We start from the raw sequence: 25,758 nt of genomic DNA, 5'->3' as shown, positions 1-25,758 counted from the left end.
AATAAGTCCACGATTATATTTTCATTATACTAAGCCTCTGCTTTTGATTGTTCTGATTCATGTCTGATTTCTCATTTTCTGATGCACTACTCACGTGGTTCGACCAACATGGCCGCCACGATTTACCATGGCAAGTCGCTGATGATCCCTACAAAGTGTGGGTATCAGAAATCATGCTACAACAGACTCAAGTTAAAACTGTTCTGCAATATTTTGATCGCTTTATCGAAAGATTTCCAACCGTAGACGATCTTGGTCAGGCCAGTTGGGATGAGGTTGCCCCTTATTGGGCTGGTTTAGGCTACTATGCCCGTGCACGCAATCTGCACAAAGCCGCTGTTATCGTAAAGCAGAAAGGAAAGTTTCCTGAAACATTAGAACAGTGGATTGAATTACCAGGCATTGGCCGTTCAACCGCTGGTGCATTAATGTCTCTTGGCTTACGACAATATGGCGTCATTATGGATGGCAATGTGAAACGAGTTTTAGCACGTTTTTTTGCGATTGAAGATGATTTATCCAAGCCACAGCATGAGCGTGCTTTATGGCAAATTGCGGAACAGCTGTGTCCGAAAGAACGTAACCATGATTACACCCAAGCAATCATGGATTTGGGTGCTACCGTCTGCACACCGAAAAAGCCTTTGTGTTTATACTGCCCAATGCAACAACACTGTCAGGCCTATCAACAAGGTTTAGAACAAGAACTCCCATTTAAAAAAGCAAAAAAACCTGTCCCTGTTAAAACGGCGAATGTGCTCCTAATTCAAGCAGGTCGTGAGTGGCTTTGGCAACAACGTGAAGCCCACGGTCTATGGGGAGGTTTGTATTGTCTGCCTATCATTGAAGAGGCAACTGAATTACAACAGATTGAACAACAATTTAAGCTGCAAGCTCAAGTATCATCACTACAGATTAGTCATAGTTTTACTCACTTTACATGGATACTGCATGAACAACTGTTCCACGTGGAACATGACCAAAAAGAACAGCTCAGCATTGAACTGAATGGAATATGGCTCTGTCCAGAAGCCGCGATTGCCAAAGGCATTCCAACGGCCATGAAAAAACTGATTACAGCCAAACAAAAGGCCTAAAACCTGCATGCTGTAAATTCGAACGCAAGGAGTTTGTGTGCGTTACCTGATTTCCCATACGGTTCTTGCCCTATTGATGCTGATCCTTTCAGCCTGTACCACTGCACCAAAGAAGCCCGTGCCCTTGCCTAATACACAGGTGAACAAGCTCCAGATGATGCGTCTGGACAGTCGCCTGCCCGTTCCCGTCAAGGGGATCAGTCGAACTCAATTGCGAGATAGCTGGGGCGCAGCACGCAGTCAGGGGCGTAGTCATGAAGGCATTGACATCATGGCGGAACGTGGTACGAAAGTGTATAGTGCCACTGAGGGCTTAGTGGCTGATTTACGTAATAATAATCTAGGCGGCAAGGTGATCTGGATTCTTGGACCTGCTGGTTCATGGCATTATTATGCACATCTGGATGGTCACAAACGTGGTCTCAATGTTGGGGATTATGTCCGCAAAGGTGACCTGATCGGCTATGTGGGCAATACAGGCAATGCTCGCCATACCGCCCCACATTTACACTATGGCATTTATCTCAATGGCAAAGGGCGTGGCGCAGTCAATCCATACCCATACTTACGTTAGGAATACAGCATGTCAGAAGCATTGATTGAACGTCTGGTTGAATTTGCAGAATCAGGTAATCAGCAGAAAATCATTATCAATGGCACCAGCTATCAGGGCTGGATCATGGAAATTACTGAAGATGCCCTACTGATCAGCACAGGTTTTGCAGATAAATCAGGCAAGGACTTTTGGCTGAAATTTACTGATTTAAATACAGCTGAACTGTATTATTGGGACACTCGCCCAAATGAATGGGTGGCATTCACACTTTCATGATTTTATATGAATAACAATAGGAAGCATCAAATATGACGATTCAACGCTGTGGCTGGTGCTCCAATGATCCACTCTATATTAGCTACCACGATGAAGAATGGGGCAAAGTAGAACAAGATGAAAATCGATTATTTGAGATGCTTTGTCTTGAAGGTCAACAAGCTGGATTATCATGGATTACCGTGCTAAAAAAGCGCGAGAATTACCGTTCACACTTCTTTCACTATCCAATTACTAAGATTGCTGAGTTTACTGATGGTCAACTCGAAGACAAACTGAGTGATGCAGGATTAATTCGTCATCTAGGTAAACTTAAAGCGATTCGAGACAATGCAATTGCATGGCAGCAACTCAAAAATGAAGTTGGTGATGTATCTGATTGGCTATGGGCCTTTGTTGACCATCAGACTCCAAATAACGATGTCATTCATTATCGTGATGCACCTGCACAAACCGAACTCAGTCAAAAACTTTCAAAAACACTGAAGAAACGTGGTTTTAAATTTGTTGGTCCCACAACGTGTTATGCGTTTATGCAAGCGGTAGGAATGGTCAACGATCACGAAAATCACTGTCATTTTAAATAATACGAATTCATTTTGCTTTCCAAGGAGTTATCGAATGAGCAATAACCAAATTCGTGCTTATGCTGCAATGAAAGCAGGAGAGCAATTGGTTCCTTATCAATTTGATGCAGGTGAATTAAAGCCACATCAGGTTGAAGTTAAAGTTGAATACTGCGGTTTATGTCACTCAGATTTGTCTGTGATCAATAATGAATGGCATTCATCCGTTTATCCTGCTGTCGCTGGACATGAAATTATTGGCACAATTATCGCACTCGGTTCAGAAGCCAAAGGACTGAAACTTGGTCAACGTGTTGGCATTGGTTGGACAGCTGAAAGTTGTCAAGCATGCGATCCTTGTATTGGTGGTCATCAAGTTTTATGTACGGGTGGCAGCGTTGCGACTATCGTTGGTCATGCGGGTGGCTTTGCAGAAAAAGTTCGCGCAGGTTGGCAATGGGTAATTCCTCTACCAGAAGATTTGGATCCTGAAAGTGCAGGACCATTGCTGTGTGGTGGCATCACCGTATTTGATCCCTTGCTGAAACATCACATTCAGGCCACCCATCATGTTGGTGTCATTGGGATTGGTGGTTTAGGGCATATGGCCATCAAACTACTTAAAGCTTGGGGTTGTGAGATTACTGCATTTAGTTCAAATCCAGACAAAACTGAAGAACTCAAAGCCATGGGCGCTGACCATGTGGTGAATAGTCGTGATGCTCAAGCGATCAAAGCACAACGTGGCAAATTTGATCTATTGCTTAGTACCGTCAACGTAACTCTGAATTGGCAAGCCTATCTCAATACCTTGGCACCGAATGGTAGTATGCATTTCTTGGGTATTACCTTAGAGCCTATTCCAGTTTCTGTAGGTACTATCATGAGTGGTGCCAAATCGGTTACAGCTTCACCAACTGGGTCACCTTTAGCACTGCGTCAACTACTACAATTTGCCGCACGTAAAAATATTGCGCCACAAATTGAGCTATTTCCAATGTCTCAACTCAATGAAGCCATTGAACGACTCCATTCAGGTCAAGCACGTTATCGTATCGTACTTAAAGCAGACTTTGATTAATTTAAAACCGACAACATACGCTCTCTCACCCAATCCGCCAACTGTTGAATTGCTTGGCGGATTTCGGTGGTCAACGCATGCCCTGCATTTAAACACAGAAAATGCTGATTTGGCACAGGACTATTTAAAAACCCAGAATCAACAGACTTATGAGTTTTGGCGGCTGGAAAAAGTGCAGACTCAGGCCCAACAAAGTACACTCAGGCTGACCTATAAACAACCGACCGAAAATGGCGTGATCATGTCGAGTTTGCTACTCCCGACAGTGGAGTTTATATGTCGCCAGCAACAACAGCAACAGGTCAAAGTTGCAGTACAACAACCGACTGGACAACTTGTTCAAGTTTTAGAACTCAAACTTGCCGAAACAGCTATTGGCAAACAAAAAATCCATGACTTAACTGCTCAGTCAAAAACTCAATAAATAAGCGAACCCGTTTCGGCAAATGCGCTTGTTGATAATACACAGCATGGATGCTTTGATAAGACTGCTCAATCTGATCTTCAAATAGTGCTTCAAGGCGCCCTTCTTTCATATCCTGCCAGATTTCAAATTCTGATAATCGGGCAATGCCCTGCCCACGCAAACAGAGTTGTCGAACAGTTTCGCCACTCGATGCTTTTACTTTCGGTTGGGCTTGAAAATACTCACCATCAATTTTAATGGGCCAAGTATTGATATAAGTGGGACGGGTGAAGCCAATCACATCATGCTCAATTAATGTCTGAGCTTGTACAGGTCTCCCCTTACGCTGTAAATATTCAGGACTGGCTACAATATAAATTCGGCTTTTACACACCAATTTCGCATGCAGACTGGAATCATGTAATTCACCAAAACGAAACGCCACATCAGTCTTATGTTCTAATAGATCTATCACTAAATCATTACTATTCAGCTCAATCTCAATATTGGGATAACTTTGTCTGAACTTATGTACCAATGGCGTAATGACATGCAGAATAAACGGCGTGGCTGAGTCAATCCGAATCACACCCGAGGTATCCTGATCCGATTTTTCTAGAGCTTCTTCAGCTGCACTTAAATCACTGAGAATTTTACGCGCATGTTGTAAAAATTGTTGTCCTTCTTGGGTCAGTTTTAACTTTCGAGTCGTGCGCTCTAGCAAGGTGACTCCAAGCTTTGACTCTAGACGACTGAGAGAGCGGCTCATTCCCGATGCCGTCTGTCCAAGCCGCTCAGCAGCAGCAATAAACGATCCTGTATCGACAATGGTCATAAAAGCAAGTAGTTCTTCTACCGTAGATTTCATTGCCACCTCGTTAATTATTGATATTTAGTCAACTATATTTTGCAAATTCATCTATTTTTTAGCAACAATAATCATCGCAAAATTGCAGCCATCAACAGAATAGTGAAAAAGATTAAGCGAACAATCTGTGTATCGCTCAATTTGGTTGAGTTTAATCCTGCTTCACCGACCTTTATCATCCGGATGCTGGTCTGGATAGGGATGGTTTTTTCGAGTTTGCTCATCCCTTCGGTGGCAAGCTGGCTAATGTATCAGTGCATAAAAAAGCCTGATTGAATCAGGCTTTTCACTCTTAGATTTATTTAAGCAATTCAGGCAAATGTGGCTGTGCATATAATGGGTTGTAAATTTCTTTCCTCATCTTCATCAGCATTTGATACGGTTGCTGCTGCACAAACATATTCACAAAACTCAATGGAATCGAACCTGCTGGGTCGGCATAACCACTAGTCATAACTTTAACCTTATTATTGGCAAGTCTTTGGAACGTCCAATCTCCTGTATATTGATTCAAACGAATCACATCAGGTTGTTCAGGGTAACTATTTTTAATCGCGTTATTCTTAATACTAATACTGCCATCAGCATTCTTATTCATTTTGCCTTTAATGACCAAGTCACGGTCTTTCAAAGGAAATGGGAAATCTAACAGCATATACAGGGTAAATTCCCCTTTCTTTTCATCCCGAGACAAAAGCTGTGCCTTAGCAACATAAGGCACCCATTGGGGTGTGCGCTCAACATCAAGTACTACCGCAACTGCCCGTTCCAAAGGCACATCAAAAGTCGTTTCTGCTTTGTACTGAAAGACCGGATTATTCTCTGTTTGGTAGGTCCAAACTTTAATATTATTGCGATGTAAACTCAGTTTAGGTGCTTCTGCGGCACTGACGACTAAACTTGTCGCACTTAGCAGTGTAGCAAGAACAATATGCTTTTTATTCATGTCATGCTCAATTGTTGTAATGATGGCAAGAGCTTGTTGTATCTCTATCAGAAAGAAAGCTCAACAAGCTCTTTTATAGTACAAAAAAGTACCTTTTAAACTTCAATCTCGTTAAAGCCTAAAACATCTTTCATATCATATTTACGAGCTTCGCGACCGACGACCCATGCAGCCGCACGAACAGCGCCTGAAGCAAAATTCATTCGATTGGTCGCTTTATGTGTGACTTCAACACGTTCACCCTCACCAATAAACATCACGGTATGTTCACCGACGATGTCGCCACCACGAATGGTTTGAAAGCCAATACTTTGACGCTCACGAGCACCTGTATGACCTTCACGACAATACACAGCATCCGTTTTCAAGTCACGACCTAAAGTATCTGCAATCGCCTCGCCCATCATAAATGCAGTACCAGATGGCGCATCCACTTTGTGACGGTGATGTGATTCGATGATTTCGATATCAACGCTATCACCAAACACTTTCGCTGCAAGCTCTAATAATTTGATTGAAACATTCACACCAACTGAATAGTTAGCAGCATAAACGACTGGAGTCTGTGTTGCGGTTTCATCTAAGAAAGCCTTTTGTTCATCCGACATCCCTGTGGTGCCAATCACCATTGCAACACCTGCCTCACGGCATAACTTTAAGTGTTGTTCAGTGGCAACAGGCGCAGTGAAATCAATCACGACATCACAGTCTTTTAAAACTTCACTTAAACTTCCCACAATCTTGACGCCGATGTTGCCAATCCCTGCAAGTTCCCCTGCATCTGCACCCACCAAACTACTTTCTGGACGTTCAACAGCTGCTGCGAGTTGGTAGCCTGCTTGTTGTACTGCTTGAATCAGAATACGCCCCATGCGTCCGCCTGCACCCAAGATTCCAATGCGTGGAGAAGTCGACATAATTTTTCCTAGTCTTTTATTTAAACAATTGAGCTACTATAGCAAAACTCTGTGCCTACGCTAAAAAATTCCCATAAAAAAACCTGCCGCAGCAGGTTTTTTATTGATGCTAATTAATCAAACAAGCGATCAAAGAAAGATTTTTTCTTTGGTGATGCAGCATGACCATCACCATCAAACGACGCTTGTAATTCTTTCAACAATTCACGTTGGCGACTGTTTAAATTCACAGGTGTTTCTACCACGATACGGCACAATAAGTCACCGACCATGCTGCTACGTACAGGACGAACACCTTTACCACGTAAGCGGAATAGCTTACCTGTTTGAGTACCTTCTGGGATTTTTAAGCTGACGCGACCATCAAGCGTCGGGATTTCAATTTCTTTGCCCAATGCAGCATCGGCAATACTGACTGGCACATCCATATATAGATCTGCACCGTCACGTTGGAAGACTTCGTGTTCACGAACTACGACTTCAACGTATAAATCACCCGCTTGACCATCACGAATCGCTTCACCTTTACCTGTTAAGCGAACACGATCGCCGTTGTCCACACCAGCAGGAATAGTGACTTCAAGCGTTTGTTGACGATCGGCAACACCCGAACCATGACAGGTATTACAAGGGTTTTTGATAATTTTGCCTTGCCCGCGGCAAGTACTACAAGTTTGTTGAACTGAGAAGAAACCTTGCTGCATACGTACTTGACCAGCACCATGGCAGGTACGACACGTCTCAACATCATTTGGATTCTTAGAACCTTTACCATCACATGTTTCACACGGCGCTGGTGCAGTAAAAGTAATCGTTTTTTTCACGCCTTTGACTGCTTCTTCAAGCGTCAATTCCATCACATAGCGAAGATCAGAGCCACGACGTTGGCGTTGTTGTTGGCGACCACCGCCACCACCGAAAGCACCACCAAAAATATCACCAAATTGGCTAAAGATGTCTTCTGCACTAAAACCACCACCGAAGCCACCGCCGCCACCAAAACCGCCCTCAAAAGCGCTATGGCCAGCACGATCATACATGCTGCGTTTTTCGCCATCAGAAAGTACTTCGTAAGCCTCTGCTGCTTCTTTAAACTTTTCTTCCGCTTCAGCATTGTCTGGGTTACGATCTGGATGATATTTCATCGCCAACTTACGATAGGCTTTTTTAATCTCATCATCACTTGCGGTTTTCGAAACGCCTAAAACCTCATAATAATCACGTTTAGCCATGGTTGGCGATGCTCCTCACGGAATTGGTTCAATCTCTACAAATAAATAAGCTCTGTTGACATTTTATTAACAAAGTCAACAGAGCCTTAATGTGGGCACTACTATAAATTTACAAGGTCTAGCACAATAAAAAAGCGATAAAATTAGAATACCGCTTTATTTTTAAAATACTTAGCAACACCTTTGATCCATGCATTTAATAAAAACAACCATGCGATTGCACTGAAAATCACACCTGCAACGGTCATTCCTGTCACCCACAATGCACTATCCCATGCAAAAAAGAACAGTGGAATAAACCACAGGGCAGCAAAGAAAGCCATTAGAATAAACAGCAGCACATTACGCATAATCCACAGTGCATGCGCGTGTATCCATACTTCAGCATTATTCGCAGTCGCAACTTTTCGTGCCAGCAGATACGCAAACACTGCAAACACGATTGTAAATAATGCAAGAAACATGAACACGTACGAAATCGCCACATAACGGCGATGCTGCTCAATATTGTCTTGCCCCATGCTCTAGATCACCTCATTCACTGCATTTTGCCAAACCAGTCATGCAATGAAATTCAATTATTTTTTGGTCTTAAAATATAGGTGCTACTATATTGAAATTTTCAATATTTCGCACCTTTATTCACAAAATAATTATGATAGATGTGTTGCTTTCTTGACCTTAAACCACGCTGCATAGAGTGCAGGCAGGAAAAACAGGGTCAACAGGGTAGCCACAATCAAGCCACCCATAATCGCAACCGCCATCGGACCAAAGAAAATACTGCGTGATAATGGAATCATCGCAAGTACTGCGGCAAGTGCGGTTAAGACAATTGGGCGGAAACGGCGCATGGTGGCACCAATCACCGCGTCCCACGGTTCATGCCCTGCCTGAATGTCCTGCTCAATCTGGTCAATCAGGATCAATGAATTCCGCATAATCATTCCAGATAAAGCAATTGTCCCTAACATCGCGACAAAACCAAAAGGCTTATTGAACAAAAGTAAGAATGCAACAACGCCAATCAAACCCAATGGTGCTGTCAATAAAACAATCGTTGCGCGTGACATACTACGTAATTGAATCATCAGCAAAGTCATCACCACAGCCAAGAATAATGGCATGCCTGCATTCACCGAATTTTGACCTTTTGCAGACTCTTCAACCGTACCACCGACTTCCACTAAGTAACCATTGGGTAAATCAGCACGTAAAGCTTGCATTTTGTCTGCCAATTGCTGAACCACTGTTGCAGGTTGTAAATTGGTTCGAATATCCGCGCGGACTGTAATCGTTGGTAGACGATTACGATGCCAAATCAGACCTTCTTCAAAACGTGACTCAATTTTTGCTATTTGCGCTAGAGGTACAGTGGTGCCTTTGGTGGTTGGCACAGCTAAATTTGCTAACGAAGCCACTTCAACACGTTCCGACTTATCACCACGTAAACGAATTTCAATGAGTTCACGTTTTTCACGATATTGATTCATCACCGCCCCTGTCACAGAAGCGTTTAGGAAATTAGCTAAATCAACACTGGAAACACCCATTTGACGAGCACGATCTTGGTCAATTTCAATTGCAATAATTTTGCTTGGCTCGCCCCAATCTAAATGTACGTTGGTTGTATTGGGATCTTCACTTAAAACTTTAGCCACTTTTTGTGCCTCTGCCCGAACCGTTGCCAGATCTTCACCTGAGACCCGATACTGCAATGGATAACCCACAGGTGGGCCATTTTCGAGTAAAGACACACGAGTACGAACCTGTGGCAACAACTGCTTGATTTGCGTCTCTAAAGAACGACGGATTTCATCACGATCATCTAAAGATGATGCCAGCACCACAAACTGGGCAAAACTGGCTTGTGGAAGTTGTTGGTCTAAAGGTAAGTAAAAACGTGGTGAACCTGTTCCAACATAAGCGACATAATTATCAATCCCTTTTTGTTTGGATAGGAATTGTTCTACCTTATGTACTGCTTGTTCTGTCGCCGTTAGTGAAGCCCCCTCCTCCAGTTTTAAGTCCACCAGAATTTCTGCACGATTCGATGGTGGGAAGAATTGTTGCGGTACCAACTTAAACATCGCAACAGACAATACAAAGATACCGACCGTAATAGCAATCACCGTTTTACGATAGGTAATACAGATTTCGACGATATGCCTGAAGGATTGATAGAACTTGGATTGGTAAGGATCATGATGCTGACCATGCGACTCAACCACTGGTGCAGGTTGCTTGCGTAACCTTGCCCATAAACGTAAATACCATGCCGCTTGTTGATTCTGTTTGGTGAAATCAGGTAATAATTTTTCACCTAAATAAGGAACAAATAAAACAGCAGCAATCCATGACACGATCAATGCAATCGTCACCACCTGGAAAATAGAACGTGTGTATTCACCTGTTCCAGATTGTGCCGTGGCAATTGGCAAGAAACCTGCTGCGGTAATCAATGTACCTGTGAGCATTGGAAAGGCGGTGGTTTGCCAAGCAAAACCTGCCGCTTTTAATCGACTGTAACCCTGCTCCATTTTAATCGCCATCATTTCAACGGCGATAATGGCATCATCAACCAACAAACCAAGTGCAAGAATTAATGCACCCAAAGAAATCTTGTGTAGCCCTACATCAAATAAGCTCATCCCTGCAAACGTCATCGCCAGTACCAACGGTATCGACAATGCAACGACCAGCCCTGTACGGAAACCAAGCGAGAAGAAACTCACCAGTAAAACGATAATCACCGCTTCAGCCAGAACTTTTAAAAATTCTTGAATACTGCGTTGCACCGCTACAGGCTGATCTGAAACCTTTTGCAGTTTCATGCCCAAAGGTAAGCTCTTTTGTAAGCTATTAAATTCAGTTTCTAGGTTTTTGCCCAGTGCAATGATGTCTCCACCTTTGCGCATCGACACCGCAATCCCAATGCCGTTCTCGCCCATGAAACGCATACGTGGCTGAGCAGGTTCACTGAAACCACGATAGACTTCGGCAACATCACCCAATTGAATGGTTTTATTCCCGACCAACAACGGCATTTTTTTCAGGTCATCGACACTATGTAAATGCCCACTGACACGAATTTGAATACGGTCAGTACCTGTTTCAAAGAAACCTGCACCTGCCATATCATTTTGCTTTTGAATCGCTTCCTGAATTGCAGTAACGGGTACACCGAGCTGAACAGCTTTAGTATTGGATAATTCAATCCAGATTTTCTGATCTTGCAGACCAACGAGATTGACTTTGCTGACATCTTTGACCCGTTGCAATTGTAGTTGCAAACGATCGGCATATTCTTTCATTACCGCATAGTCAAAATCTTTGCCCGTCAGGACATAAATATTCCCGAAGGTATCGCCAAATTCATCATTAAAAAATGGCCCTTGCACGCCACTTGGTAGCTGTGAACGTACATCATTGACCTTTTTACGCACGTTATACCAAATATCAGGAATCTGCTCAGAACGATAGGAATCCTTAGCAATAAACGTGACCATAGATTCCCCAGGCCGTGAATATGCCCGAATATTTTCATATTGCCCTGTGGTCATCAGTTCTTTTTCAATACGATCTGTCACCAGCGTTGCAACTTCCTGTGCGGTTGCGCCTGGCCAATAGGTCTGCACCACCATCACCTTAAAGGTAAAGGGTGGGTCCTCACTCTGAGAGAGCTTGGAATACGACATCACCCCGACAATGCCCAGCAACAGCATAAAGTAGAGAATGATACCCTTATTCTTAAGCGCCCATTCTGAAAGGTTAAATTTCATAATCAGGCTCCCGCTTTTACCGTGACTTCACGATTATCACGGTCTACAGGATGAATCTTTTGCTGATCACGCAACAGGTGTACACCACCAACCACAACCCAATCTGAAGCTTTTAGACCTGAAAGAATAGGCACACTGTCACGGCTATAAGTTCCCAAAGTCACAGGAACTTTACGTAAGGTTTGATTGGGATTGACCACCCAGACATAGGCTTGTTGATCATTGGCAGTGACGCTGGATAAGGGCACGCTCAGGACATTGTTTTCATTTGCCACAAAGAACACTCGTGCGCTTTGTCCAAGTTGAATCGTGGACTGTCCTTCAAGCAGGGAGACCTTGACAGTAAAGGTACGCGACTGGTCAGCGGCTGGTGAGACCTCACGGACTTTTGCCGCAAAACGTGCTTCTGGCTGAGACCATAAGGTGACCCAGGCAGGCTGCCCGACTTTAATGGTACTGACTGCCTGTTCAGGCACACCAAACACCACCTCACGCTCCCCATCAATCGCCAGTTGATAGGCAGCCTGCCCTGCCGCCACCACCTGTCCTGTTTCAATATTGCGTTGGGTAATCACCCCATTTTTATTGGAGACCAACTGGTTATAGCCTGTTTGGTTAGAGGAAACCTCATAGTTTGAACGGGCCTGTTGCAGTGTTGCCTGTGCCGACTCATACTGGTTTTTAATAGCATCAAATTGTGAACGGCTGACCGCATTAACAGGCAAAAGTTGTTGATAACGCTTATATTCTTCCAATGCAATTTTTGCGGCGGCCTGTGCACTGTCCAGTTGGGCTTTGGCCGCATTCATTTGCAACTGGGCATCTTTCACATCCAGTTTTGCCAACACCTGCCCAACCTTAACCCGATCTCCAACATCGGCATAACGTTCGGTAATCTGCCCCCCGACACGGAATGCCAGTGCGGTCTGCTGTCTGGCCTGCACATCACCTGCATAGCTTTTCTGGTCAATATGGTTGCTACTCGGCTGCGTCACCATAACATAAGGAATTTCCTCAGTTTTGGGCATCTCTTTCTGACATGCGCTGAGGATGACACTACTGACAATGACTAACCCCAATATGATACGATTGATCTGATTCATCTATTTTGCGCTCTTATTCAAATTGATTTTTAGGGCGTGATATGGGCATTATCATAAATTGTTTAATTTTTAATTAATATACTCATGAGTACATTAATTAAAAATTAAATAGAGAACACTGATTTTCAACTGAATTAAAAGAGAACGACAACATGCAGACAACCAGTGGTCGTCCCAAAGATTTAGAAAAAAGAGCCAGAATTTTGCAAGCTGCAAAATCTATTTTTCTAAAAATGGGCTATCACGCCACCAATATGGACCAGATTGCCAAAGAGGCGGCTGTCACCAAACTCACGGTGTACAACCATTTTCAGGACAAGGCCAATCTGTTTACCTGTGCGATTGAGGAGAGCTGTGAGGAGTCCATTCGGGCAAAGCAGTTTGAACTCACACCTGAGTCCGACTTTAGGCAGGCATTGTATTTAATGTGCCAGCGCGCCCTGGGCATTATTTACCTGCCTGAAGCGCTGAAGCTGGATCGGGTGCTGTTTGAACTTGCTGCTGAACAAAGCCCGCTCACCCAGCAGTTTTTTGATGCCTCACACACACGTATGTGTAATGTCTGGTGTGGTTTTTTTGAGCAAGCTATCGCCTTTAAATTTATTCAGGCAGACGCGCCACTCAAGCAAACAGAGCTAATCATCTCGCTGATGTTAGGTATCCGTCATCAACAGGTGTTACTGGGTCTAGCCCCAGTGCCCACGGCGGATGAAATCGATCAGATCATTCAACATGCCATCGAGATTTTTTTGCTTAAATATCAACCGACAATTTAGAGAAAATTCACATTTTTTTACGTTCTGCTCTTGGAATGTCTCCCAATCGCGCTATAGTCGAGTGAGAACAACAGGAGAATTAGAATGATTCAGCAAATCACTGCTCCATTACGTGAAGATGTCCGCTTACTCGGCAATTTACTTGGAGAGACCTTAAAGCAACATGCTGGGCAAGATTTGTTTAATCAGATTGAACAAATTCGCGCATTAGCCAAAGGTGCACGTGACGGCCAGATCGAAGCAGAAAAACAGCTCGAACAATTGTTTCTCGGTTTAAAAGATGAAGAGATTTTGCCGCTGACTCGAGCATTCTCACATTTTCTGAACTTCGCCAACATTGCGGAACAATATCATGTAGTGCGTAGTCGTCGTCAGGCTGAGTTTGACGAACAAGCCCCTAATCCAAATCCTTTGTCACATTTATTTGAAAAATTCAAAACTGAACAGATCAACTCAAAACAATTATTCGAACAAATCTGCGATTTAAAAATTGAATTGGTACTTACAGCGCATCCAACCGAAGTCAGTCGTCGTACCTTGATTCAAAAATATGATGATATTACCGATTGCCTATCTCAACTGGATCAGCAAAAACTAACACCTCGTGAACGCCAACAAACCATCGCCACCCTGAAACAATTGGTCAGTTCAGCTTGGCAGACAGACGAAATTCGCCAACATCGCCCGACCCCTGTCGATGAAGCAAAGTGGGGCTTTGCGACGATTGAACAAACTTTGTGGAATGCTGTACCTAAGTTTATTCGTGAGCTGAATGAACTGACTCAACAGCATTGTGAACAAAACTTACCGCTCAATATCGCGCCAATTCGCTTTGCCTCATGGATGGGCGGTGATCGTGATGGCAATCCCAATGTCACCCATCAAGTCACCCAAGAAGTATTATGGTTATCACGTTGGCAGGCAGCTGATTTATATCTACGTGATATTGAAAATCTACGTTGGGAATTATCTATTCAAAGTTGTTCTGAGGAACTGACTCAAGCATTAGGCTATGAACACCCTGAACCGTATCGTGAATATCTGCGCGACACCCGTGAACGTTTAAAAGCCACCCGCTATTGGTTGGGGCAACGCTTACAAGGCCATGAAGCTGATGATAGTCAGATCATTCGAAATAAAGATGAATTATTACAGCCCTTATTACTCTGCTATCGCTCCTTAATCGAGAGTAACCTCGCTGAAATCGCCAATGGGCAATTGCTTGATTTTATATACCGAATCAATTGTTTTGGAATTGAGTTACTCAAACTCGATATTCGCCAAGAATCAGGTCGACATCGTCAAGCCATTTCAGCGATTACTGAATATCTAGGTCTAGGCAATTTTGAATCATGGACTGAACAGGCTCGTCAAAACTTCCTGATTCAGGAACTACAAAGTAAACGCCCTTTACTGCCTAAATATTTCAATGAACCCGAAGGCAGCTTGATTCAACATCCTGATGTGCTTGAAGTCTTTGCGACCATGCGCACTTTGGCTGAACAACCAACTGAGAGCTTGGGTGCTTATATTATTTCGATGGCAGAATATCCAAGTGACGTCTTAGCTGTTTTACTCTTACAAAAAGAAGCTGGTATCCAAGATCCTCTCCGAGTGGTGCCCTTATTTGAAACCTTAAAAGATCTTGATGGTGCAGCCAAAACCATGAATACCTTATTCAATATGCATTGGTATAAACAGCATATTCAAGGCAAACATGAAGTGATGATCGGCTATTCAGACTCGGCAAAGGATGCGGGCTTTATGTCGGCAAACTGGGCACAATATCGTGCGCAAGAAGAACTCACCGCTGTCGCTCGAGAACATGGGGTGCAATTGACTCTATTTCATGGTCGTGGCGGTTCAATCAGTCGTGGCGGTGCACCAACACAACAAGCCTTGTTCTCACAACCACCAGGCTCAATCTCTGGAGCAATTCGTGTCACTGAACAGGGTGAAATGATTCGCTTTAAATTTGGTTTAGAAGGCATCGCGCTACAAAATTTGGAAATCTATACAGCGGCAACATTAGAAGCAACGTTATTGCCACCGCCAGAGCCAAAGAAACAATGGCGTGATTTGATGAATCAAATGACTGATTTATCGGTACAGGTTTATCGACAAACTGTGCGTGAAAATCCGAATTTTGTCAGTTATCTACGCACGGTCACGCCTGAGTTAGAATTACAAATGCTACCGCTTGGTTCACGCCCAGCCAAACGCAAAGTCAGCGGTGGCATAGAATCTCTTCGAGCGATTCCTTGGGTATTTGCATGGACACAAATCCGCTTGATGCTGCCCGCTTGGTTGGGTACAGGCACGGCGATCAATCAGGTACATGGACAACACCAAAATACCTTAAATGAAATGCTTGAACAGTGGCCGTATTTCCAAACTTTAATTGATATGCTGGAAATGGTTTTATCCAAATCTGATGCAGATATTGCGTTGTACTATGAATCTCATCTCACCCAAGATCAGGACTTAAAAAACTTGGGGGTTGAATTACGCCAACGCCTACAAAATGCTGTAGATACCTTGCTCAGTCTTAAAGGGGAGTCTAAGCTTTTGAGTAATAATGAAGTGCTTGACCAATCTATGCAGGTGCGGAAACCATATTTATTGCCTCTGCATTTATTACAAGCAGAGCTGATGAAACGCCGTCGTCTGTATTTAGCCGAGCATCAAACCGAGCATAGCCCTGTCGATCATGCCTTAATGGTGAGTATTGCAGGCATTGCGGCAGGTTTGCGCAATACTGGCTAAATAAGAGCCTTGCCATCAACATAAATCACAGGTGTTGATGGCAAGATTGGCAAAACATTCCATTTTTAGAAAAAAATTAGAAAATATTTTTTAAATAAGATAGTTAACTTTTCAAATAATTTAGAAAAAAATAAATAATAAATACGATAGTTTATTTTGAAACACATTTTACCAAAAGGTAAAAATACAGATGTAAAAAACATGATCTGGCAATATTCTCAATGACTTATAGGTGAAAGCTCGTTTTAAGACAGGGTATCATACCCGCTGATATCACATAATGAGTCTCATCTATGTCAAATTGGTTTCCAAAATGGCAGCCGTATCAGGGAAAGATTGATCATCGCCCTGTCGCGACAAATGAATATTTACCGCCCTTACAAAGTGCGGTATTAGGGGTACAACACGCATTTGCAATGTTTGGTGCAACTGTTCTTGCCCCCCTTCTGATGGGCTTTAGCCCTAACCTTGCCATCTTAATGTCAGGGATTTGTACTATTATTTTCTTCTTGATCACGGGTGGTCGTGTTCCAAGTTATTTAGGCTCAAGCTTTGCATTTATTGGTGTCGTTGCAGCCGCAACTGGTCATATTACTGGGTCAGGAGCCAATCCAAACCTTGCAGTTGCGCTTGGTGGAATTGTTGCCTGTGGTATTTTTTATGCCTTGATCGGTTTTGCGGTCATGCTCACAGGCACGCGTTGGATTGAGAAACTCATGCCACCTGTTGTCACAGGCGCTGTGGTGATGATTATTGGTCTCAACCTTGCACCCGTTACTATTAAAGGCGTTGCTGGACAGCCTTTTGAAATGTGGATGGCACTCATCACTGTATTAAGCATGGGCATTATTGCTGTATTTACCAAGGGCTTATTACAACGTTTATTACTGTTAGTGGGTTTATTGATTGCTTATGCCGTATATGTGGTTGCAACAAATATTCTAGGATTTGGTAAACCGATTGATTTCTCCCAAATCGCAGCAGCACCATGGTTTGGTATCCCAACTTTTTCACACCCAACTTTTGATTTAAATGCAATTTTAATTATTGCTCCCGTTGCATTGATTTTAGTCGCTGAAAATCTAGGTCACATCAAAGCAGTCGGTTCAATGACAGGCGAAGATCTTACACCTCAACTGGGTAAAGCTTTTGTTGCGGATGGTTTGGCCACAACGTTATCGGGTAGTGTTGGTGCACCGGGTATGACCACCTATGGTGAAAATATTGGTGTGATGGCAGTCACCCGTGTTTATTCTACGATTGTATTTGTAATCGCTGGCGTATTTGCAATTTTCTTGGGGCTGTCTCCTAAATTTGGCGCAGTGATTAGTACGATCCCGACAGCAGTCCTTACGGGTGCTTCGATCGTAGTATTTGGTTTAATTACCATTGCAGGTGCAAAAATCTGGATCGAAAATAAAGTCGATTTTTCTAATAATAAAAACCTTATTGTTGCATCTGTCACTATTATTTTAGGTGCAGGTAACTTTGAATTACTGTTTGGTAGCTTTAATTTAGGGGGAATTGGAACCGCAACTTTTGCTGCGATTTTCCTGAACCTGTTATTCAGTTTAAAAGATAAACATTAGCATCGTGGGCAGCTTCGACTGCCTTTTTATTTATTCCCGACTTTCCTGCTTATATTTATCTTCCAAAACATTGCTGATAATACTTTCAATCATCCAAACTCGATACAAACTATTAAAAACATAGCTCTGTCCATCTATACGTAATTCCAGTACAGGAAAATCTGGCTGATGCTTTTGCTGACAGAGTTCATCATTCTGTTTCAACAAAGCTTCAACATCCTGTTCGGTAATGTTGTCAATCTCTAAACGCTTCTGCATACGTTGAAAGTGGGTTTTGAAAGAAAGATCTTTGCCACGCGTCCAAACACCTTGCAATATCTCATGAATACAATCGATCAGTTCTTCTTCAGGCACGCTATAAAATAGTTTTGCCATTTCATAAGTTGCTTCTTTAGTAGGCCGACAGAATGGGGTGAATGCCACCTGTGTACGTTTGGAAACACGGGTCGCCAAACTCCAGTCAAACCAATCTCGCCCATGATAGCTCAGCGGATAAACGCTCAATTGAATATTATAATAATTGGCCAGTTCTTCTTTGATATAAGCCAATAATAGCCAACTCATCGGGTCTTCAAGTGCAATATACAGATCTAATTCTGGATGTAAGCTTTGGACTTCTGTCAGTGACTCACCATCATTAATGAGATGCTCACGCCATTCAATATGATTAATCAGAAAAATTGGATTTCCGGTGAGTAATTTTTGTTGTTTCAAACGGCGTGTAAGGCGTAATAAATCATCAACGGCCTGATATTTACGCTCACCAAATTCGAAGTAACTGGCTGCAACAGGCACATCTTTAAAAATACGTTCAGGATAATCTTGAGGTGTTTGATGCTGACTTGCCATCGCATAAAGAGTACGTAATTTCCCATATTGTTGTTGCCATAACATGTGGAATACATCTTCGAGTAAATGTAAAAAATTGTGTTCTCTCAGAGGGGTATTTTTTAGAATTATTTCTGCTTGTTGTAATGCTTCTGGACTAGGTATTTCAGGGGTTTCATCGAAACCAAACCGATGTTGTTTGGCGAGAATTTTAGCATCATTCAAACAATAACTCTGCCAATCTTGTTCTGACATACCATTAGGAGGCTCGGCACCCTGTCTTGAAATAATCACTTTTAAAGGTTTTAGTTCATCACTCAAAATTTCATTGAGCTGATCAAGCTGTTGTACTGCAAGATAGCTATAAACATCGTCTAAACGCAGGTAAATACTTAAACCCTGTTCCGTGGGCAACACCGCCTGACGAGAAGGTTTTTGATAGAACCAACTCGATCGGATGGGATCAAACCAACGACGTAACAAAGACATGTCGATCGCCTCTAATGATTATAAAGTGATGAATGGATAAGCTTTCTCTAACTTGAATTCAAACAAGTGAGCAAATAAGTATAATGAGTATCTTATAAAATCAGAAAAAAGTCCCTCTTTATCGTAATAAAGAGGGATGATAAACATTGTCGCTTAGCAATAGTTTACAGAACGCGTACAGCACCTTTCGCAGCACTGGTTGAATGCAAAGCATAAATTTTCAAAGATTTTGAAACTTTTCGCTTACGCTCTTCCGCTGGATGCCAACCTTTGGCTTCTTGAGCTGTACGGCGGTGCGCCATGGTTGCATCATCAACATCAAGGTGAATGGTACGATTCGGAATATCAATTTGGATAGTATCACCATCTTCAACCAGACCAATTGCACCACCTTCCGCTGCTTCTGGAGACACGTGACCAATTGATAAACCTGAAGAACCACCAGAGAAGCGACCATCAGTAATCAACGCACAGTCCTTACCCAAACCTTTCGACTTCAAGTAACTGGTTGGGTACAACATTTCCTGCATGCCTGGACCACCACGTGGGCCTTCATAACGAATGACAACGATGTCACCTGCCACGATCTTATGATCTAAAATCGCTTCAACCGCTGAATCTTGGCTTTCAAAAACACGCGCTGTACCCGTGAATTTAAGAATCGATTCATCCACACCCGCAGTTTTGACGATACAACCATCTAAAGCGATGTTGCCATAAAGGACTGCCAAACCACCATCTTTAGAGAAAGCATGTTCAGCATTACGAATCACACCTTTCTCACGGTCACCATCCAAAGTTGAATAATAACGGTTTTGTGAGAATGCCACTTGAGTTGGAACACCACCCGGTGATGAGCGATAGAACTCATAAACATCTGCATCTTCAGTGCGGATAATATCCCACTTGTCTAAGGCATCTTTTAAGGTTTTTTCATGTACAGTTGGAACTGAGGTTTGCAACAAACCTGCACGATCGAGTTCACCCAAGATCGCCATGATACCCCCAGCACGGTGTACATCTTCCATATGCACATCCGACTTTGCAGGTGCAACTTTAGACAATACAGGTACTTTACGAGATAAATTGTCGATATCATCCATAGTGAAATCAACTTCTGCTTCATGTGCAGCAGCAAGCAAATGCAATACGGTATTGGTAGAACCACCCATTGCAATATCCAAAGTCATCGCATTTTCAAAAGCGGCTTTGGTTGCAATTGAGCGTGGCAGAATGCTGTCGTCATTTTGTTCATAATAACGTTTCGCTAGTTCAACCACTAAACGACCCGCTTTTAAGAACAATTTTTCACGGTTAGCGTGAGTTGCAACAATAGAACCATTACCCGGCAATGATAAACCCAAAGCTTCAGTTAGACAGTTCATTGAGTTTGCAGTAAACATACCCGAACATGAACCACACGTCGGACATGCCGAACGCTCAAATGCTGCAACTTCTTCATCGGTATAGCTTTCATCTGCTGCAACGACCATGGCATCAACTAAGTCGATTGCCTTTTCATCACCACGGAATTTGACTTTACCCGCTTCCATCGGACCGCCAGACACGAACACCACTGGGATATTCAAGCGCATTGCAGCCATCAGCATTCCCGGTGTGATCTTGTCACAGTTCGAGATACACACCATGGCATCGGCACAATGGGCATTGACCATGTATTCAACTGAGTCCGCAATCAAATCACGTGATGGCAATGAATACAACATGCCGTCATGCCCCATCGCAATACCATCATCTACCGCGATGGTATTAAATTCTTTCGCTACACCACCAGCAGCTTCAATTTCTCGTGCAACCAGTTGCCCTAAATCTTTAAGATGCACGTGACCTGGAACGAATTGGGTAAATGAGTTGACGACCGCAATAATTGGTTTGCCAAAATCTTCATCTTTCATACCTGTCGCACGCCATAAACCGCGCGCGCCAGCCATATTTCTTCCATGTGTTGATGTTTTCGAACGATAATCAGGCATTTTTTATTCCCAACAAGTTTGTGCTCGAGATGAATAGGACATTCTCTCTGGCGAAATGATACTGAGCTTTTCCCATCATACTACAAGTTATCGTTTAACTGATGACCAGCGAACCTATCTTTTTTTGTTCAAAGACAATTCCTTTCACCTAATTAGGGGCTAGTGGCTTTTTGGCTTATAATTTGGGGCAATTTTTCTGTGGATTATCTTTGTGAAGATCATTTTTGCTGGTACGCCTGAATTTGCGGCAACCGCATTGGCGGCATTATTAAAAACCCCGCACCAGATTATCGCGGTTTATACCCAGCCTGACCGTAAGGCAGGTCGTGGACAAAAATTAACGCCATCGCCTGTAAAGCAACTTGCACTTGAACACGATTTACCCGTTTACCAACCTTTGAATTTTAAAGCGTCTACCGAAGAAGGCTTGGCAGCTCGACAAGAACTCGCTGCTCTAGGCGCTGATGTCATGGTAGTCGCTGCTTACGGTCTGATCTTGCCACAAGCCGTTTTAGATACCCCAAAGTACGGTTGTTTAAACATTCACGGTTCTCTATTACCTCGTTGGCGTGGAGCAGCTCCGATTCAACGTGCAATCGCAACAGGAGATGCTGAAACAGGTATCACCATCATGCAAATGGCGGCAGGTTTAGATACGGGCGATATGATGTATAAAACCTATTGCCCAATTACTGCGGAAGATACCTCTGCCACATTGCATGACAAACTGGCCATTCAGGGTGCAGAAGCGATTTGTACCGTGCTTGAATCAGAGCAAAGCTTGCAGGATTTTATCGAAAAACGTGAAGTACAAGATGAAGCACTCACCGTCTATGCACATAAATTGATTAAAGCAGAAGCTCGGATTGATTGGAGTGTGAATGCTAGTCAAATCGATCGTAATATTCGGGCTTTTAATCCTTGGCCCGTGGCTTTTATCCAACTGGATGAAAGCAATGCTTTAAGGGTTTGGAATTCGATCCTATCTGAACACAGTAAAACGGATGCTCAATTGGGTGAAATCATAGCAATTGATAAACAAGGCGTACATGTTGCCTGTGGCGACAATAGCACAGTGTGCTTAACCAGTTTGCAATGGCCAGGTGCTAAAGCCCTCAATCCAGTTCAAATAGCTCAAACCCAAAAATTACATCTTGGACAAATTCTTCCATGAGCCAATCGAATCAATCATCTGCAAAAAATTTGAACCTGCGTGCGCAAGTGATCAAAACACTTTTGGCTGTTCAAAATGGGCAATCTTTGTCTTCCGTTTTAAATCAACATATCAATATCGTTTCTGAACGTGACCGTGGTTTATATCATGAGCTTACTTTAGGTTGTTTACGCCAATGGTATTCGTTAAAAGCCATTACCTTACCGTTGCTCACAAAGCCATTAGACAATGAAGCACTCGAAAGTTGTTTATATCTAGGTTTATATCAAATTTTATGTACGCGCATTCCGGTACATGCTGCGATTTCAGAAACGGTAAATGCGGCTAAGCAACTCGGTTTCGAACCCATGAGTGGTTTGGTGAATGCGATTCTGCGTCGTGTTTCACGTGAAACAGCGGAATTTCAAACAGCTTTGAATAGTACGCATGGTTTACCAAGCTGGTTATTCAAGCGACTTAAAAAAGATTGGCCTGAGCAAGCAGAGACTCTATGCCAAGCCTTAAAACAAGTCGCTCCACTCACTCTCCGCATCAATCAACGCCAAGTCAGTCGTAACGAATATTTAGAGATTTTGGACGAAGAGCAGATTGATGCTCGTGCTTGCACGCTTTCAGATGTGGGTATTGTTTTGGAGCAAACGGGCAATATTACCCATTTACCGGGTTTTGAAGAAGGCGGTTTTTCTGTTCAGGATGAACATGCCCAATTGTGCGCGATGCTTTTACCGAATTTAGATAATAAAGTTGTTGTCGATGCCTGTGCTGCACCAGGTGGCAAAACTGCGCATATTGTTGAGCGCTTTAACCCTCAAAAACTGATTGCGCTGGATCATGATGCCAAACGTTTATTGCGTGTTTCTGAAAATTTAGAACGTCTTGCCTTAAATGACAACAATGTTGAGATTATTACCGCTGATGCCACCACTTGGCAGACACCAGAACCCGTCGATTGTATCGTGCTGGATGCACCTTGTTCTGCAACAGGTGTGATTCGTCGCCACCCCGATATTCGTCTGCTCAGACAATCAACCGATATCGCACAAACGGTTGAATTACAAAAACAGATTCTTCAACAAATGTGGCAACAACTCAAAGTTGGTGGAACGCTGTTGTATATCACCTGCTCCATTCTAAAAGCTGAGAATGAACAGCAAATGGCGGCATTCTTCGCCGCACATGCCAATGCCGAAGAAATTAAAATCAATGCGGATTGGGGTATTGAACAGACTTATGGTCGCCAATTATTACCGTCTGCGCACTCTGGCGATGGTTTCTATTATTGCCGAATTAAAAAATTGGCATAATCAAAATAAAAAAGCAGGCTTCAAAGCCTGCTGTTTTTGAATCTATTTTAAAGCGTATGATGATCTTTAACTTCTTCAAGAACATCATCTAAATCTTCTGGATTCTTCATCAGGTGGCGAATCGACAAAGCGAGTCCACCCCATAAAAACACCATTGAAATAATCATCATTACGATTGCTGAAGTATTCATAACTGCGCTCCTAGCGATCTTTCATTTTGCTGAGTATAACTGCAACGACAGCACAGAAAATCACACTGCCCCACCCAAAGATACCTTGCAAGCTCATGCTATACGTATCGTAACCATTTTTGACCAAGTTAAACACAGTCATGCTCAATGTGGTTAATAAGATCAAAGAGGTGATCACAGTTAAAGTGAAATCCCAACCTTTACCCAATTGAATCGTCGAAATACGGTTCACATGATCACGAAGTTCGATTAAAGCTGAACGCTTAAACCAAGCCACACTGATGATGGATAATAATGCACCACCAATAATCCCGATGTTATTGATAAAGTGATCCACAATATCAACCAGTTTAATCGCATTTACGCTTGAAAATAAGATAACTGAAACGAGTGCGCTACCACCACCAATGATGGTTACTGCTTTCTTGCGGCTCCATTTTAACTTATCTTGCATGGCTGCAATCGGTACTTCCAAGATACTGACCATGGAAGAAATACCAGCGACAAAAAGCGAAGAGAAGAACAATAGACCAAATAAATCTGCACCTGCACCCAAGCTTGAAATGATTTTTGGAAAGGCAATAAATGCCAGACCAATACCACCACTGACGACATCTTGTACTTCTTTACCCGCGGTATGAGCCATAAAACCCAATGCTGCAAAAATACCAATACCGGCCAAGATCTCAGTTGAAGCATTGGCAAAACCAACGATCAACCCCGAACCTGTTAAATTGGTTTTCGGCTTTAAGTAAGAGGAGTATGTCACCATGATCCCGAAGCCAACGGATAGCGAGAAGAATGTATGGCCATACGCCGCCAGCCACACTTTATAGTCCATCATCGCAGACCAGTTCGGCGTGAAGAATGCATTTAAGCCTTCAGCGGCACCAGGTAAACGTAATGATTGAATTACCAGAACTGTGAACAGGACGAATAACAAAGGCATGAAAATCTTATTTGATAATTCAACACCTTTTTTAACACCACCATACAAAATCACTAAGGTCAGCGCCCAAATCCCAACAATTGGCCAAAATAAATGGCTGACAAACTGCAAATCAAAGCCAGTTGCTTTCGAGGTCTGTAAGTACGTATTAAAGAAGAAACTTTCTGGGTCACTGCCCCACGCCTGACCAATCGAGAAATACACATAACTTCCCGCCCACGTCAGTACGCTAGCATAGTACAAACCAATAATGATACAGACACAGACTTGCCACCAACCTAGTGTTTCACCACCTTTAAATAAAGCACGATATGCTTTAGGGGGTGAGCCTGTACTACGATGTCCAGTCGCATAATCTAAAAATAAAAGAGGTAAACCAGCCGTAATTAGTGCGAGTAAATACGGAATAAGAAACGCACCACCACCATTTTCGTAGGCAACATAAGGAAAGCGCCAAATATTACCTAAACCTACAGCCGAACCAACGGCTGCAATAATAAAACCAGATCGTGATGTCCAGTTTTCACGAGAATCTGCCATATGACACCTAAATATATACCGCTGGCATTTTTCATACTGCGTTAGGTTTTATTATCCAACAGACATGAAAAGTGCCATAAAAAATATTGTTTTGCTTGCATGAAATTCCAACCTTTTGGGCCTCTCATTTTCATGAACAAACAAGCAAAAACCAAACCATCTTCCTTAAAGATTGGATTTTGTTTTTCTGCTTTTTAATAGCCGAACAATACCTGTTTTTATTTCTTTTTACTGTAATTTCTGTCTGAAAAATTATGTTTTTTAAATAACTGATTATTTTTTAACTGAATGAAATTTTGACCTTACAGTCAATTTATAAAATCAAGTA

Annotated in this window: 22 protein-coding genes; 11 read left to right on the top strand and 11 right to left on the bottom strand. The window is 42.8% G+C overall.

The features are described from left to right. The first annotated feature begins 59 nt into the window (after positions 1-59). The 6 genes from mutY (at position 60) to CDG55_RS01380 (ending at position 4,000) form a co-directional block, all read left to right on the top strand. The gene (gene mutY / locus CDG55_RS01405; protein WP_005157068.1) at positions 60-1,097 is read left to right on the top strand and encodes an A/G-specific adenine glycosylase; all 1,038 of its coding nucleotides are present in this window, start codon (positions 60-62) and stop codon (positions 1,095-1,097) included. A 76-nt stretch (positions 1,098-1,173) separates the two neighbouring features. Continuing rightward, a complete protein-coding gene (locus CDG55_RS01400; protein WP_218647818.1) occupies positions 1,174-1,671 on the top strand; it encodes a M23 family metallopeptidase in 498 nt (165 codons plus the stop codon). A gap of 9 nt (positions 1,672-1,680) precedes the next feature. Beyond that, positions 1,681-1,929, top strand: a complete 249-nt coding sequence (locus CDG55_RS01395) for a hypothetical protein (RefSeq protein ID WP_005157074.1) — start codon at positions 1,681-1,683, stop codon at positions 1,927-1,929. Positions 1,930-1,961: 32 nt separating this feature from the next. Next, positions 1,962-2,516, top strand: a complete 555-nt coding sequence (locus CDG55_RS01390) for a DNA-3-methyladenine glycosylase I (protein ID WP_087537367.1) — start codon at positions 1,962-1,964, stop codon at positions 2,514-2,516. 34 nt (positions 2,517-2,550) lie between these two features. Further along, positions 2,551-3,576, top strand: a complete 1,026-nt coding sequence (ahr, locus tag CDG55_RS01385) for an NADPH-dependent aldehyde reductase Ahr (RefSeq protein ID WP_087537368.1) — start codon at positions 2,551-2,553, stop codon at positions 3,574-3,576. Beyond that, the gene (locus CDG55_RS01380; RefSeq protein WP_228252581.1) at positions 3,569-4,000 is read left to right on the top strand and encodes a hypothetical protein; all 432 of its coding nucleotides are present in this window, start codon (positions 3,569-3,571) and stop codon (positions 3,998-4,000) included. The genes ahr and CDG55_RS01380 overlap by 8 nt, the downstream gene beginning before the upstream one ends. Here CDG55_RS01380 and CDG55_RS01375 read toward each other — a convergent pair. The 7 genes from CDG55_RS01375 to CDG55_RS01345 all read right to left on the bottom strand — a co-directional run bounded on the left by CDG55_RS01375 (position 3,948) and on the right by CDG55_RS01345 (position 12,830). Then, complete coding sequence (locus CDG55_RS01375; RefSeq protein WP_087537369.1) at positions 3,948-4,850, bottom strand: LysR substrate-binding domain-containing protein; 903 nt, start codon at positions 4,848-4,850, stop codon at positions 3,948-3,950. The two genes, CDG55_RS01380 and CDG55_RS01375, sit on opposite strands and share 53 nt — an antisense overlap. 298 nt (positions 4,851-5,148) lie before the next feature. Further along, on the bottom strand, positions 5,149-5,796 hold the full coding sequence (locus CDG55_RS01370; RefSeq protein ID WP_005157093.1) for an START domain-containing protein: 648 nt from the start codon (positions 5,794-5,796) through the stop codon (positions 5,149-5,151). Between the two features lie 95 nt (positions 5,797-5,891). Beyond that, positions 5,892-6,713 (bottom strand): 4-hydroxy-tetrahydrodipicolinate reductase, encoded by an 822-nt coding sequence (dapB, locus tag CDG55_RS01365; RefSeq protein WP_004659711.1) that lies wholly within the window; start codon positions 6,711-6,713, stop codon positions 5,892-5,894. A gap of 113 nt (positions 6,714-6,826) precedes the next feature. After that, entirely contained in the window at positions 6,827-7,945 is a 1,119-nt protein-coding gene (gene dnaJ, locus CDG55_RS01360; RefSeq protein WP_005219116.1) for a molecular chaperone DnaJ, read from the bottom strand. A gap of 143 nt (positions 7,946-8,088) precedes the next feature. Next, the gene (locus tag CDG55_RS01355; protein WP_005157101.1) at positions 8,089-8,466 is read right to left on the bottom strand and encodes a hypothetical protein; all 378 of its coding nucleotides are present in this window, start codon (positions 8,464-8,466) and stop codon (positions 8,089-8,091) included. A 132-nt stretch (positions 8,467-8,598) separates the two neighbouring features. Then, positions 8,599-11,727 carry an efflux RND transporter permease subunit gene (locus CDG55_RS01350; RefSeq protein ID WP_087537370.1) on the bottom strand — a complete coding sequence of 1,043 codons (3,129 nt, stop codon included), beginning with the start codon at positions 11,725-11,727 and terminating at the stop codon, positions 8,599-8,601. A 2-nt stretch (positions 11,728-11,729) separates the two neighbouring features. Further along, positions 11,730-12,830 carry an efflux RND transporter periplasmic adaptor subunit gene (locus tag CDG55_RS01345; RefSeq protein WP_087537371.1) on the bottom strand — a complete coding sequence of 367 codons (1,101 nt, stop codon included), beginning with the start codon at positions 12,828-12,830 and terminating at the stop codon, positions 11,730-11,732. A 152-nt stretch (positions 12,831-12,982) separates the two neighbouring features. Between CDG55_RS01345 and CDG55_RS01340 the strand changes: the two genes are divergently transcribed. From CDG55_RS01340 to CDG55_RS01330, 3 genes are all read left to right on the top strand, one after another. Continuing rightward, on the top strand, positions 12,983-13,606 hold the full coding sequence (locus CDG55_RS01340) for a TetR/AcrR family transcriptional regulator (RefSeq protein WP_087537372.1): 624 nt from the start codon (positions 12,983-12,985) through the stop codon (positions 13,604-13,606). Between the two features lie 84 nt (positions 13,607-13,690). Then, on the top strand, positions 13,691-16,372 hold the full coding sequence (ppc, locus tag CDG55_RS01335) for a phosphoenolpyruvate carboxylase (RefSeq protein ID WP_087537373.1): 2,682 nt from the start codon (positions 13,691-13,693) through the stop codon (positions 16,370-16,372). 293 nt (positions 16,373-16,665) lie between these two features. Beyond that, positions 16,666-17,961, top strand: a complete 1,296-nt coding sequence (locus CDG55_RS01330; RefSeq protein WP_087537374.1) for a solute carrier family 23 protein — start codon at positions 16,666-16,668, stop codon at positions 17,959-17,961. 30 nt (positions 17,962-17,991) lie between these two features. On the opposite strand, the gene CDG55_RS01325 is transcribed toward CDG55_RS01330, so the two are convergent. Together CDG55_RS01325 and ilvD are read right to left on the bottom strand one after the other, a co-directional pair. Next, positions 17,992-19,278, bottom strand: coding sequence for a hypothetical protein (locus CDG55_RS01325; protein ID WP_087537375.1), 1,287 nt, complete (start codon positions 19,276-19,278; stop codon positions 17,992-17,994). A 164-nt stretch (positions 19,279-19,442) separates the two neighbouring features. Beyond that, positions 19,443-21,272 (bottom strand): dihydroxy-acid dehydratase, encoded by a 1,830-nt coding sequence (ilvD, locus tag CDG55_RS01320; RefSeq protein ID WP_087537376.1) that lies wholly within the window; start codon positions 21,270-21,272, stop codon positions 19,443-19,445. Between the two features lie 211 nt (positions 21,273-21,483). On the opposite strand from ilvD, the gene fmt reads away from it, so the two are divergent. Together fmt and rsmB are read left to right on the top strand one after the other, a co-directional pair. Continuing rightward, a complete protein-coding gene (gene fmt / locus CDG55_RS01315) occupies positions 21,484-22,446 on the top strand; it encodes a methionyl-tRNA formyltransferase (protein WP_087537377.1) in 963 nt (320 codons plus the stop codon). Continuing rightward, the gene (rsmB, locus tag CDG55_RS01310; RefSeq protein ID WP_087537378.1) at positions 22,443-23,750 is read left to right on the top strand and encodes a 16S rRNA (cytosine(967)-C(5))-methyltransferase RsmB; all 1,308 of its coding nucleotides are present in this window, start codon (positions 22,443-22,445) and stop codon (positions 23,748-23,750) included. Before fmt ends, rsmB begins: the two co-directional genes overlap by 4 nt. Positions 23,751-23,797: 47 nt before the next feature. On the opposite strand, the gene CDG55_RS01305 is transcribed toward rsmB, so the two are convergent. Further along, entirely contained in the window at positions 23,798-23,941 is a 144-nt protein-coding gene (locus CDG55_RS01305; protein ID WP_087537379.1) for a methionine/alanine import family NSS transporter small subunit, read from the bottom strand. A gap of 10 nt (positions 23,942-23,951) precedes the next feature. Beyond that, positions 23,952-25,430 carry a sodium-dependent transporter gene (locus CDG55_RS01300; protein ID WP_087537380.1) on the bottom strand — a complete coding sequence of 493 codons (1,479 nt, stop codon included), beginning with the start codon at positions 25,428-25,430 and terminating at the stop codon, positions 23,952-23,954. Between the last annotated feature and the right edge of the window lie 328 nt (positions 25,431-25,758).

The organism is Acinetobacter sp. WCHA45 (assembly GCF_002165255.2).
Classification (GTDB): domain Bacteria; phylum Pseudomonadota; class Gammaproteobacteria; order Pseudomonadales; family Moraxellaceae; genus Acinetobacter.
This window is presented reverse-complemented; position numbering and strand designations above follow the sequence as displayed.